A 12,207-nucleotide genomic window follows, 5' to 3' on the forward strand; every position below is an offset into this window, starting at 1 on the left:
GCGCCCAAAAAACTTTACTTAACAAATATGAAACATATTATTTTCTATTACTTTTACGTTTGTTAAGTAAATCATTGCATCCATGACACCCCACACGCTTGGTGAATTCGAAGAACTGGTACTATTGATGGTTGCTTCCCAGCACAACACCGCCTATGGAGTTTCCATCCTGGAAGGCTTAGAGGAGGAACTCCAGCGAAACGTCAACATCAGTGCGGTACATGTAGTCCTAAAGCGCATGGAAGAAAAAGGGTTTGTCAGTTCCCACTATGGGGGCATAACCGAAAACCGGGGCGGCAGACGAAAGAAATACTATGTGATTAGCGCTTTCGGAAAGCGTGTACTCGATGAACAGCACGAATTGCGGAACAGCATCTACAAGCGTATTCCTAAAATTTCCTTCAGTTAATGCATCCCCCAAAGAAAGCACTTTCATTCCTGCGCTGGTTTTGCAGGCAGGAATATGTAGAAGAGATCGAAGGGGATCTGACGGAGATATTCTATAAAGAGCATTCGCAATCATCGGCCAAGGCCAGGTATAAATTTACTTGGCGCGTATTGAAATATTTGAGACCGGAATATATCAAGTCCTTCAACTTTTCCCCCCAATCAAGCGGCATGTACAGAAATTACCTCACCCTCGCATGGCGGAATATCCGTCAAAACAAAAGTTTCTCATCGCTAAATATCATAGGGTTATCCATCGGCATGACCTGCTGCCTGATCATCTTCCAGTATGTGACGCTCGAGTCCAGCTTTGACCGTTTCCATGATAAGAAGCAAGACCTGTTTCGTGTGCTACAGGCTTTTGCAAGCGGGGGGGAACAGATGGAGACAGGGCACGCTTACACGGCCCAAGCGCTGGCGCCTACCCTGGAGAATGAAGTTCCTGAGATCGTAAACATCGCCCGCGTCCATCAGGAAAACGCACTGGTCTCAGCGATCCAATCTCCGGAGCAGGTCTTTGAAGAAGACCGTGCCCTCTACGTGGATGCTGCGTTTATGGAGATGTTTTCATTTCCGCTTATCAGTGGAGATGCAAAACTTTCTCCGGGGACAGTACTGCTCTCAGAAGCTACCGCTAACAAATATTTTGGGAATCAGCAGGCGGAAGGCCAAACGCTTCAGGTAACAGGTGAAACGGATAAAACCTATACCGTCGCGGGAATTTTCAAGGAAGTCCCAACCAATTCACATCTTCAATTTGACATGTTGTTGCCAATGGAAGATCTATTGCGCGGAACGGGTTATGAAACAGAGCCTGAAGGTGGCTGGAGCTGGAATAATTTTACCACCTACCTGGAATTGCACCCTACTGCCGACCGGGAGGAAGTAAAGCGCAAGATGACGGAAGTGTTTGCGAAACACCGGGCAGATATGCTGAAGCAGCAGGGAAGAACAGTCGCTGTAACGCTCCAGCCTCTGGACGACATTCACCTCAACTCTGACATCACCGGAGCAGGAAGCATTGTGGCGGGCAGCTACAAGACACTCTACTTTTTCCTGGTGATCGGGATAATCACCCTGGTGATTGCGCTGGTCAATTACATCAACCTGGCTACTGCACGTGCCTTGAACCGTTCGCAGGAAGTGGGTGTGCGCAAGGCAATCGGTGCGCGGCGTAATCAGTTGATCACGCAGTTTCTGTATGAGTCTGCACTCACTAATGTCACCGCCATGGCCATTGCGCTGCTACTCACATTGATCCTGCTGCCGTTTGTAAATGATATAGCAGAAACGCAATTATCCGTTGCCCAATGGCTTGACCCTATGTTTCTGCTTGCGCTGGCCGTCACCCTGATCGCGGGCACATTGTTGGCTGGCCTCTATCCTGCTTTCGTACTCTCCTCGTTCAGGCCCGCTGTTGTATTAAAAGGAAAGGCCCTGTCAGCCTCAGGACATTTCTGGTTACGCAAAGGCCTTGTGGTTTTCCAGTTTGCAGGCTCAGTGGTGTTGATCGCAGGAACCCTCGTGGTTTTCAGCCAGCTTTCCTACATGCGCACCCTGAACCTTGGGCTCGACCTCGAACAGGTTGTTGCCATCCGGGCACCGCGGGTCTTACCCGATGATGCTGACCGGGCTACGATGATGGCTACGTTTAAGCAGGAAGTAAGTCAGCTTGCCGGAGTAGAGCGGACTGCCCTTTCCTCCACACTTCCCGGGCAGGGCTTCAACTGGAACGGAGCGGCTCTTCGCAAGCTAACGGATGATCCATCCGCTGCTATTAGCGGGGTCGCCACCTATATCGATTCGACATTTGCATCCTTATACGGACTTGAGTTGGTAGCAGGCCGGTCATTCCATCAGGTGGCCGCCACGGAAGATACGGTCGGGGCCAACTGGAAGATTATACTTAATGAAACCGCTGCGAAAAGTCTGGGATACAAGACATCATCAGAATCCGTGGATCAACTTGTGATGGTAGGCGATTTCCAGGCAGTGGTCATTGGCGTGTATAAAGACTTCAAATGGTCGTCTGCACATGAGGCCCAGCAGAGCATCATCTTTGGAAGGACCACTTCGGGCAACCAGGTGTCGGTGCGGCTAGCCACCACTGACTTTGGCGACGTTATCGGCAGGTTGGAGGAAAAATATCACACGTTATTTCCCGGCAATCTATTTCAATACAGTTTCGTGGATGAAGCGTATGACCTGCAATACAAAAACGATCAGCGTTTCGCGCGGCTGTTCAGCCTATTCGCCGGCATGAGCATTTTCATCGCGTGTCTTGGTTTGTTTGGGCTTGTTGCCTTTACTGCACAGCAAAGGACCAAAGAGATTGGTATGCGTAAAGTACTGGGGGCCAGTGTTGCGGGTATCGTTGCCTTGTTGGGGAAAGATTTTCTGATCCTCGTGCTGATCGGTTTCGCACTCGCTATACCGGTTACCGTCTATGTGATGGATCAATGGCTGGAAAACTTTGCATACCGTACGGATATCAGCTTTGGCACCTTCGCGCTTGCAGGATCCATGGCAATCCTCATTGCATTGGCAACGGTGAGTTGGCAATCCATACGAGCCGCTATTGCCAACCCGGTGAATAGTCTGCGCAGTGAGTGACGCCATGCACTGTATACCTTCGGGTTTGAAATTAGACCGTGCGGAACCGATATGTTGGTTGTAGAAATGACCGATGTGTTTGTTGTCACGTTGTCCGCTGAAGCTGTTTTCGGGTTGTCAGATTTACGATTTACGAATTACGATTTACGAGGTCCTTGGGGTAGTTGAGGAATTTGGTCCTGGATATGTTCTCGGGTTGTCGAGTTGTCCGCTGCGCGTTGTCGGGTTGGTGTGAATTGAAAGATTGAAACACTTCGACGGAGCCTTCGATTGGTCATTCGAAGATCCTTATTTTCTGAAGACGATCTCCCCGTCTTTGATCACCATCTTCACCTGGTAAAGTGATGTTTTGATGTCTGTTTTCAGGTCTCCCCCAAATACCACAATGTCGGCAAACGCACCGGGTTTGATGACACCGATTTGGTCCTTCATGCCCAAGGCTGCGGCGGCATTGATGGTAGCAGTCTGTAGTACATCCTCCGGTGACAGCCCGGCATCAGCATATCCCCAGATGGTTTGCTTGGCAAGCTCGCCCCTAGGACGCTTTAGGTCGATATAGGCATCGGAACCTGCCACGATGGTGACGTCTGCCGCCTTGAGTTCCCTCGTCCATTTGTTCCAACCGGCGGCATTGTCTTTCAGATCCTGTTCGGTATAGGGCTGGTTTTGAACCTCATAATAAGCTCTGATAGTTTCCGTCGACCCATAGGTCGGCACGACATAAATTCCCTTGGCGGCCATTTTTTCAAGTGTACTTGGCTTAAATCCATAGGCATGTTCGATCCCGTCGACACCGGCCTCGATGGCATTTTGGGCGGCCCAGTCCCGGTCACAATGCGCCGTGACCGTGAGGCGTTCGGCATGGGCGGTTTCGACAATCGCTTTCATCTCATCCAGGCTCAGCACCAGTCTGTTGCCGATGGCCAAGATCTTGATCACATCCACTCCCCTTGCGATATGCTCCCGAACTGCCTTTTTGGCTTCTTCGACCCCGCTGACCATGCTGTACTCTTGGCGCGAGATTCGATCAAAATCAGCCAGGGGAATCCCATCTACCTGCCCGTCCATCGAACCGATGATCGGCCCGGATACCAGCATCCGGGGTCCTGGAAAGTATCCCCTATTGATGGCTCTCCTTACCTCCAGATCCAGGTATTGGCCTGAGTTGCCCAAATCCCTGATCGTGGTAAAACCGGCGTCCAGATAACTTCGGGAAAACTTGGCCGCTCGCAGAACTCTTGCCTCCGAGGACATCAACATCGCATCCACTGCCAGAGGCTCGTCGCTCTGCTGCTCGAGCAGTACATGGGAGTGTGCATCAATCAGCCCCGGAGCAATGGTGGCATCCCCAAGATCAAGGACCTCTGTATCCGGGGGGACAGTGAGTTGGGTACCTACTTCGAGCACCAGGTTATTCTTGATCAAAACCTGCTGGTCTTGTACAAAGACATTTTTTTCCGAATCGTAGAACTGTCCTGCTTTTAGCAGATAGTACTTGTCGGGAGTCTGCGAATAGACGAAGCCGGGGCCTATGGTAAAAAGAATGAGTAGTGCAGCAGAGAGAGCCTTAGCCATAGAAAAGTGAGTTTAAGTAGCGGGTTTTGTTAATCAGGGCAGGATGCAAGACGGGTGGTGACGCCATTGTCCAGCTGCCAGCAGTTGCCATACACATCCGCATAAGTGACTTTAAGATTGACAGAATCACTTTCCCAACGGTAAATTATTGAATTAATCACCGAATCCGGCAGATTCACGGAGAGGAGTGAAAGATCTTCGTCGGATTTGAAGACGTAATCTTTGCTTATACCGCTAAACCCAACCCCTCTTTGGTTTTCTCCAAACATAGCTGAAAAAGCGGACCGGGTATCGCCATAGCTCGATCCTTTATAGGTGTACTCAAAGCTCTTGACAATCGCAGGGCCGACGCCTTTGTTTTCGATACCATATTCGTAGTTCCCACTTCTAAAGCTGGCAGTGGTCTGCAGATAAGGCCAGACCGAAGCGTATTGTTGTTCTTTGAAGATGGTGGTCTGGATGATGGATACAATCAATGCTGAAGCGCTTAAAAAGACTGCAGACAGACCCAAAAGTAGTTCGACGTTGATCTTTCGTTTGGGGACAGGGGCGTTTTCATCCATGTGTTGAAACTTATTTTTTCAAATATATAACTGAAAAGATATTGCGCAAGCCCAGTTGTCGGGTTGTCAGTTGTTACGTTGTCCGCCGAAGGTGTTGTCACGTTGCCGGATTTACGATTTACGAATTACGATTTACGAGGTCTTTGGGGCAGTTGAGGAATTTGGTCCTGGCTATGTTCTCGGGTTGTTTTTGGATTTACGATTTACGAATTACGGTTTACGAGGTCTTTGGGGAGTGTTAAGTAGGCAGTGTTCAGTCGCAGTTTTCAGTAGGCAGTCGGCTGAAGCTGTTGTCACGTTGTTGGATTTACGAATTACGATTTACGAGGTCTTTGGGGTAGTTGAGGAATTTGGTCCTGGCAATGTTCTCGGGTTGTCGAGTTGTCTGCTGCTCGGTGGCGAGTTGTCGGGTTGGGAGTTTAACGTCTCGACTCCGCTCAACACAAGAGTTTGAAATGTGGGATGACGGATGCTGGATGAGGGATGTTGGATGACCGATGCTGGATGACGGATGTGTTTGTTGTCGGGTTGTCAGATTGTCTGCTTCGCGTTGTCACGATGTCAGCTGAAGCTCTTGTCACGTTTTCGGATTTACGATTTACGAGGTACGATTTACGAGGTCTTTGGGGTAGTTGAGGAATTTGGTCTTGGCTACGTCTTCGGGTTGTCGGGTTGTCGAGGTGTCTGCTGAAGGTGTTGTCACGTTTTCGGATTTACCATTTACGAGGTCTTTGGGGCAGTTGAGGAATTTGGTCCTGGTGCTACTTCGATTTGGAGCTAACTACTGAGGATCGGACTCTGAAGCGATAGTCCCGATGAACGAAGTGATTCAGAATTCTGGAAGAGGTTCGGGAAAAACATTGCCCGAATCTCTCTCTTCCCCACGTCGGTTGAAATCCTCTCTCGACAGAGAAAAGACTTTTTTGTCGTAATAACTCCCATTCCAATACATCCGAGTCGGTACAGCTCCATCGAATTTAAACCCCAATTTCACAAGAACTCTGTCAGACGCTGTATTTCCAATAACGACATCAGCCTCAACCCGTCTGATTTGAAGATGATCAAAGCCGTATTCTAAGACTGCCCTGGCCGCCTCTGTTGCATATCCCCGGTTCCAAAAGTTGAATTGCAAGTCATACGCCAAGTTCCCTGTATGGTTCCTTTGAAAGCTGTTGAAACCAATAGTTCCGATGATTTCGGTAAATCCTTTCAGCGCAATCCCCCAGCGAATCCCAGTTTCTCTTTTCAGGCGGAATTCAAACAGGTCAAGGTAAACTTGCGCATCCTTTGCTTCTTTAAATGGGATAATCTGGTAATACAAGGCAACCCTTTCATCCCTGAAGAGGTTAAAAAAATCGATCAGGTGTGTTTTTTTGATTTCAATCAGTTCCAATCTCTCGGTTGTCAACTGGGGGAAAGTTTCAAACATTGTTTCGAGGGTGAAATAATGAGTTACTGAAAACGAACGCATTTGATACTTGGATTCAAGATTTTGAATCTCTCCTTAACTCTCTATTTAGCTAACGAACCTTCAACCTACCAATTTCGAAGATGGGTGATCCTCTATGACTTACCGACTGATGGCTAATTCCCGTGATACCAACACCGGAAAGAGAAAACACAAACCGGTCAAATTTGTTTTCCTCCCATCTCTAAAAAACTCTCAGAGTCACAGGAAAATCTGTATTAATTTAAGAAATATTGGACAAAATCAATACGATTTGACTCAGCTTTAAGCGTGATTGGACTTATTTCCGGAAACTCAATTCAGTTGAGAAGTGTCCGTGACATGTGGTAGCGCTGATCCCCACCTACGTACATTTGCACATTTTCCACCTTTAGTTGAGCCCTTTATAAAGGATCAAATTCCAATGATCTGGGCTTAGAACTTTTGAAAGGAAAAGATTGTCGGTGTCGAGGAACGGAGATGGTGGGAGGCTATAGCTTAGGGGTGGTATGTTTTGACTAGCTCACCAACCGATCCCCGGAAAAAATGAATCGGATATTTCAACCTCAGTGTAGGATTATCCGAAGCAACGGGTAGTGAATACCGAGTTACGGAGATAGAGAAGTGCCATAGGCACGGCCGACATCATATTAAATGTGGACATCCGTAATCCGCCTCCGCGCACGAATCTCCTCGGTAAAAGGATGTTGATGCCGGGGAGCATACAGATCGATTGGTAAATAGTCTGGCACCGATACGAATCGGTGGAGAGGCCGTGCAACCGGAATTCTGCTTCATTAATTAGGATGGTTGGGGCCGTTGATTTAGACAATAATTGGATAATACGTTTGATTCCTCGCAAAGACGATCCTATTGAGAATCCTAAAACAGGCAGTTGGGCAATTCAAAAGTCAAACCAGTTGAACGGCGGAACGCGTGCCGAGGGTACGCATCACGGGTTTAACATCTGGAGTAGCCGGATAACTGAAGGCAAAAAAAAAGCCGGGCAAGATCCGGCCCGGCTTTGAAATTGAATTGATTTGGTTGTCACTTCACTGCCTGCGGCAGCCTTTACTACAAGATGGGGATATTAGATCTAACGAGCTCGCTTTCGAGTTCCCGGTTAGAAAAAAAAAAAAAACGACGATTCTACCCTGGCGAAACAACGCTTTATCCTGTTCCGGAGCGCCGCTAAAGTTCCATACATTGGACGGCTGGCTCGACTCTCAGCTTTTCAGCACCTTGATCACTCTACCCGGCACTCCGACTACTGTGACACTATCGGGAACATCCCTGGTCACGACCGTTCCTGCCCCGACGGTGACATTATTTCCAATCTTGACCCCTGGCAGGATGGTGGAATTGGCGCCTATGAAGCAAAAAGATCCTATCTCAACCCGTCCAAGTATAACGGATGCGGGACTGATTTCTGTGAATTCTCCAAGTACCACCTCGTGGTGGATCTGAGCGCCACTGTTGATTAGACAGCCTGTCCCGATACGGGTGTTTGGGCCTATGAAACAGAGATTAAAGATATCCGCCTCTGAACAATCAGAACTCGGGCTAATCACACACCCCTGTCCCCTGAGGTAAAAAGGCTTCCCTCCGAGGCAGATTAAGTTACCATGCAGTTTTTTTCTGGTCGCAGGTTTGCCGGTTCCCAAGACAAAACAAGGGTCTTTCTCAAAGGCTCTTAGGATCTCGGTTTCAGTTTGGATGACAGGATACTTATCCTGAAACAGACCTCCTCCCCCGCTTTCATCCAAAAAAAACAGTCTTGCTTCGGGCTTTGTTGTGATTAGGATGTCGAGGACTTCCAGGGCATGTCCTCCGGCGCCGGCGATTAGCATGTATTCATTGTTAGGTTTGCAATTGGCAGTGATCTGTGGGCAGTAAGCGCCATTGCTCGGTGTCGAGTCCCGTGCTTCTTACTTCTTGATACTGGCTCCTTGATACAAGAAACTCTCCCTTCAATGAAATCGAGAATCAAGGGGTGTTGCTGTCGCATCGGTCTTGCGTCCTAATCTCTCTACTCGACTTTACTTTTTGACATGTGATACTTGCTAAGCTACTGAGGTCGACAGTGTTTAGTAGGCAGACGACAGATGACAGTGGGCGGTATCCAGTTTGTAAAGGTCTAAAATAGATTGACCGTTTTTGGGAGTCATAAAACTTTCAAAGCATGGAAAATCAGAAACAAGTACAAGTGATCCGCCACTTCAGTGAATCTTTCAAGCGGGAAAAGGTTCGGGAAATTGAGCGTAACTTAGTTACAGTCTGGTACAGAGCAAGCGGCTTTATGCTTGCTCCCAAGAGGAATTTCCGCAGGACTACCGATAGCAGTGGAGTGATCCGCTTTCCCAACCTGACGGAGAGTTTGGAGTTGACACATGTCAACCAGGCTTGGGTAAGTGACATCACCTATTATGAACTTAACGGGAAGTTTGCTTACCTGACCCTGATTATGGATGCCTACAGCAGAAAGATAAAAGGCTATCAGGTAAGCAAGACGCTCAGGGCCGACGACACGACTATTCCTGCTCTCAGAATGGCCATGAAATGTTTGCCCCAAGGGTTGAGCCAATTTTCCATTCAGATGGAGGAGGCCAGTATTACTGCAGGCAATTTGTGGCCATGACCCAAAAGAAATTCCAAAATAGTATGGGGAAAACAGCTTACCAGAATCCTAAAGCAGAGCGACTAAACGAGACCATCAAGAATGATTACCTCTATGGATATCATCCCACTACATTCAAAGAGCTGGAAATCAAAACAGCCAAGGCAGTAAAGATGTACAACCAACAGAAACCTCACCAAAGTCCGGGAGGCTTAACACCGGATCAGTTTGAACGCAATAAAAATCTAACCAAAACCAACTTCAAACGGTCATCTCTATTTAGGACGGTACAGTTTTCGTGTATCGAGTTATCACATTGTCAGGTTGTTGTCGTTCGACGGGCTCACCAAGCGTTGTTCGATAGCTCATGAGTCGACGGGGCTCACCGGCGTTGGTTCGATAGGGCTGGCGAAAAGTCCCGCCACCAGTGGTATAGGTGTGTTTGTTCCTGCAGTTGATATCCCAGGCTTTGGTACAGGTTGCAGGCAGGGAAGTTGGTTTGCTGGGTCGGGATTTGTATTTGATTAACGCCCAACAGGAGGGCATAATGCTCTGCGGCATGGACAAGCTTTCTCCCCCATCCCTGGTTCCGGTGGGCAAAGTTCACAGCGAGAAGTCCGATCTTAGCAAGTTTGTCTTCGGAAGAAACCGTAACCATTGCTTCGAGGTTAGGAGAGCAGAAGATCTGGCGCTTTTCCCAGGCTTTCTCAATCCATAGACGATAGAGCTTTTCGAATTCGCCCTGAACGAGGCGAGGGTCTGTTTTAAACCTGGAGAAAGCACCGCTTTCCAATGCCAGTTGGACCAGGTTTCCGATCAGTTCGCCCTCCCATCTGTAGATTTCATGGTTTCTGGGTTGAGTTTTGACCAAATCTTTGGCAAAGGTCACCTTGACGTCGACTAGACGAAACGAATTGCAATTGACCGGAAGCGCGCTTTCAGAAGAGACGTATACAAGCTGAAAGGCTTTGGCTTCTTCCAAAAAGCTGATTTCATCCCAGTTTCCTGATATGGTGGCCTTTCCGACCGGATAGCCAAAAAGGTCGGAATCGAAAGGAAGAAGTGTGATCATTTCAATAGATGGTAGGCTGTATTCAGTTGGAAGTTGAGAGAGTTCAGTTGGCAGACGTCAGAAGCGAGTTTTGGCGAGTCGTCCGCGGCGCTGTTGTGGCCTTGTCGGAAGATGGATGACGAGGTTGGATACATAGGCTCTATTCAGTAGGCGGCGTTTCCCAATACTTGGTACCGCTACGTTAAAGTTTATACCTCGACTGGATTCGACAAGCTCACCAACAGTGAAGAGTTAGGCGTCGTCTGCTGAGGGTGCTGCTATTTTCCGTACACCAAAATCCCGGCGGTGTCTGAGGGGAGGATTTCAAGCACCTGAACCCGCACTTTTCGGTTGATCTTTTCAAAGGTTTTGTTCACGATAAAATCCAGGTATTCCAGATCCAAATCCTGTCCGACAAGAATCAGATCGATCGTGCCGGAGTCCACTCCTTGGGCGTAGTCACCGACGATAATGGCTTTTTCGACGTTCCCCATCCGCTTTACGATCTTCTCCATGAGTTCGTCCAAGCCGAGAAATTTCGAAACCATCCCTTTGATTTCTGAGAAAAAGGGGTGGGAATGGTTGGCCCTATACACCTTGGTCTTCCCCTCATCTTCTGCGAGAAGCAAGCCGGCATCGGTCAGACGATTAAGCTCCACTCGAACTGAATTGGTAGATTCATCAAATTCCTTGGCAAGAGAGCGCAGGTAGCCTGAATTGGAATGGGCGAAAAACTTCAGAAGAAGTTTGACGCGGGTTTTGGATGTAACGAGGGAGTCGAGCAGACTTTTTTAATTAAGAATGGAGAATGAGGAATTAGAAATGTTGAATCAGGAATTGGGAATGAGGAGTTAAGTGTTTGAGCCGGGAGGTTTTCCACCTTTTAGATTTTCTCTACTGGACTTAATGATGGAATTGAGGATTTTGAGAATTTCTTCGATTTCAGTTTTTAAAAAAGGAAAATCGGGAAGATTCTGAGCCAATTCCTTTCTGTCCAATAGCCGAATCCAATATCTTGATTCTCTGGCTTCCTTGGCTGAAATAACCATTTTGGAAATAAAATCAAGCTTTGAATGTGCGGCTTGAGCTTCTTCCACATTTGCTCCTATGGAGGTTGCTGCACCTACAAACTGGTCTGCAAGTCGGAAATGTCCATTTTTCCTCAATTCGAAATACACATTCAAGGATTTTTCAGCAAAGACAAAAGTTTTTTCAACAATTGCATTTCCCATTTTTTTAAAATTCAGAATTCTTCATTCCACATTCATAATTAAAAAGCTTCGCCCGGTCAGTCCCGGAAGTGGGCCTGTTGATTGAGTAAAAAAATTACTCGGCAAGCAAATTTAATTGGTTTGGGGAATTTTGCAAGGGAAGGATTCCATGGCAATTTTCAGTAGGCAGTTTTCAGTGCGCAGTGGGCAGGGGTCGTTGCGTTGTCCCCGGAAGCTGTTGTCGGGTTCTCGAATTTACGATTTACGAGGCCGTGGGCTGTGTTTAGTTGGCAGTGTTCAGTTTGCAGTATCCGGTCCCAGTTGGCAGTGGGCAGTTTACAGTGTGTAAAGGACTAAAATAGCTTGACCGTTTTTGGGAGTTACAAAACTTTCAAAAAATGGAAAATCAGAAACAAGTGCAAGTGGTGCGTCACTTCAGTGAATCTTTCAAGCAGGAAAAGGTTCGGGAAATTGAGCGTAACTTAACTACAGTGATGCAGGTGAGTAAAGTGTATGGGGTGACCCGAGCAGCGGTCTACAAATGGCTTTATAAATATTCTGCTCACCGTAAAAAGCAAATTCGCCAAATCATCGAACCCATGAGTGATACCCATAAAATTCAGGAAATGGAGCAAAAAATCAAGGAATTGGAGCGTCTGGTTGGCCAGAAGCAGATCTTGCTT

General features: G+C 47.7%; 12 protein-coding genes. 5 read left to right on the forward strand and 7 right to left on the reverse strand.

From position 1 onward, the window contains the following. Positions 1-82: 82 nt before the first annotated feature. Positions 83-409 carry a PadR family transcriptional regulator gene (locus tag G459_RS0126405; protein ID WP_026970251.1) on the forward strand — a complete coding sequence of 109 codons (327 nt, stop codon included), beginning with the start codon at positions 83-85 and terminating at the stop codon, positions 407-409. Then, the gene (locus G459_RS0126410; RefSeq protein ID WP_026970252.1) at positions 409-3,060 is read left to right on the forward strand and encodes an ABC transporter permease; all 2,652 of its coding nucleotides are present in this window, start codon (positions 409-411) and stop codon (positions 3,058-3,060) included. The genes G459_RS0126405 and G459_RS0126410 overlap by 1 nt, the downstream gene beginning before the upstream one ends. A gap of 288 nt (positions 3,061-3,348) precedes the next feature. On the opposite strand, the gene G459_RS0126415 is transcribed toward G459_RS0126410, so the two are convergent. The 4 genes from G459_RS0126415 to G459_RS0126435 all read right to left on the reverse strand — a co-directional run bounded on the left by G459_RS0126415 (position 3,349) and on the right by G459_RS0126435 (position 8,495). After that, entirely contained in the window at positions 3,349-4,635 is a 1,287-nt protein-coding gene (locus G459_RS0126415) for an amidohydrolase family protein (protein ID WP_026970253.1), read from the reverse strand. A gap of 29 nt (positions 4,636-4,664) precedes the next feature. Then, on the reverse strand, positions 4,665-5,198 hold the full coding sequence (locus tag G459_RS0126420) for a hypothetical protein (protein WP_026970254.1): 534 nt from the start codon (positions 5,196-5,198) through the stop codon (positions 4,665-4,667). Positions 5,199-6,027: 829 nt separating this feature from the next. Continuing rightward, complete coding sequence (locus G459_RS28710) at positions 6,028-6,627, reverse strand: GNAT family N-acetyltransferase (protein ID WP_084454735.1); 600 nt, start codon at positions 6,625-6,627, stop codon at positions 6,028-6,030. Positions 6,628-7,871: 1,244 nt separating this feature from the next. Further along, positions 7,872-8,495 carry an acetyltransferase gene (locus G459_RS0126435; protein WP_026970256.1) on the reverse strand — a complete coding sequence of 208 codons (624 nt, stop codon included), beginning with the start codon at positions 8,493-8,495 and terminating at the stop codon, positions 7,872-7,874. Positions 8,496-8,827: 332 nt separating this feature from the next. Here G459_RS0126435 and G459_RS28715 point away from each other — a divergent pair, with 332 nt between their 5' ends. After that, positions 8,828-9,283, forward strand: coding sequence for a DDE-type integrase/transposase/recombinase (locus tag G459_RS28715; RefSeq protein WP_051315454.1), 456 nt, complete (start codon positions 8,828-8,830; stop codon positions 9,281-9,283). Positions 9,284-9,306: 23 nt separating this feature from the next. Next, positions 9,307-9,633: an integrase core domain-containing protein gene (locus G459_RS30735; protein ID WP_425393756.1), complete on the forward strand. Its 327-nt coding sequence runs from the start codon at positions 9,307-9,309 to the stop codon at positions 9,631-9,633. An 11-nt stretch (positions 9,634-9,644) separates the two neighbouring features. On the opposite strand, the gene G459_RS0126445 is transcribed toward G459_RS30735, so the two are convergent. The 3 genes from G459_RS0126445 to G459_RS0126460 all read right to left on the reverse strand — a co-directional run bounded on the left by G459_RS0126445 (position 9,645) and on the right by G459_RS0126460 (position 11,545). Further along, on the reverse strand, positions 9,645-10,334 hold the full coding sequence (locus G459_RS0126445; RefSeq protein ID WP_026970257.1) for a GNAT family N-acetyltransferase: 690 nt from the start codon (positions 10,332-10,334) through the stop codon (positions 9,645-9,647). A gap of 257 nt (positions 10,335-10,591) precedes the next feature. Continuing rightward, complete coding sequence (locus tag G459_RS0126450) at positions 10,592-11,098, reverse strand: winged helix-turn-helix domain-containing protein (RefSeq protein WP_026970258.1); 507 nt, start codon at positions 11,096-11,098, stop codon at positions 10,592-10,594. 66 nt (positions 11,099-11,164) lie between these two features. Next, positions 11,165-11,545, reverse strand: a complete 381-nt coding sequence (locus G459_RS0126460; RefSeq protein WP_026970259.1) for a four helix bundle protein — start codon at positions 11,543-11,545, stop codon at positions 11,165-11,167. Between the two features lie 377 nt (positions 11,546-11,922). Between G459_RS0126460 and G459_RS0126465 the strand changes: the two genes are divergently transcribed. Next, a partial coding sequence (locus tag G459_RS0126465) for a transposase (RefSeq protein ID WP_026970260.1) occupies positions 11,923-12,207 on the forward strand: 285 nt, incomplete at its 3' end.

The organism is Algoriphagus terrigena DSM 22685 (assembly GCF_000429445.1).
Lineage (GTDB): Bacteria > Bacteroidota > Bacteroidia > Cytophagales > Cyclobacteriaceae > Algoriphagus > Algoriphagus terrigena.

Bases quoted from the DNA above. Each gene is read 5' to 3' on its own strand.
- G459_RS30735 (WP_425393756.1), top strand. From the start codon at position 9,307: ATGGGGAAAACAGCTTACCAGAATCCTAAAGCAGAGCGACTAAACGAG.
- G459_RS0126415 (WP_026970253.1), bottom strand. From the start codon at position 4,635: ATGGCTAAGGCTCTCTCTGCTGCACTACTCATTCTTTTTACCATAGGC.
- G459_RS28715 (WP_051315454.1), top strand. From the start codon at position 8,828: ATGGAAAATCAGAAACAAGTACAAGTGATCCGCCACTTCAGTGAATCT.
- G459_RS0126435 (WP_026970256.1), bottom strand. From the start codon at position 8,495: ATGCTAATCGCCGGCGCCGGAGGACATGCCCTGGAAGTCCTCGACATC.
- G459_RS0126420 (WP_026970254.1), bottom strand. From the start codon at position 5,198: ATGGATGAAAACGCCCCTGTCCCCAAACGAAAGATCAACGTCGAACTA.
- G459_RS28710 (WP_084454735.1), bottom strand. From the start codon at position 6,627: ATGTTTGAAACTTTCCCCCAGTTGACAACCGAGAGATTGGAACTGATT.
- G459_RS0126405 (WP_026970251.1), top strand. From the start codon at position 83: ATGACACCCCACACGCTTGGTGAATTCGAAGAACTGGTACTATTGATG.
- G459_RS0126460 (WP_026970259.1), bottom strand. From the start codon at position 11,545: ATGGGAAATGCAATTGTTGAAAAAACTTTTGTCTTTGCTGAAAAATCC.
- G459_RS0126410 (WP_026970252.1), top strand. From the start codon at position 409: ATGCATCCCCCAAAGAAAGCACTTTCATTCCTGCGCTGGTTTTGCAGG.
- G459_RS0126445 (WP_026970257.1), bottom strand. From the start codon at position 10,334: ATGATCACACTTCTTCCTTTCGATTCCGACCTTTTTGGCTATCCGGTC.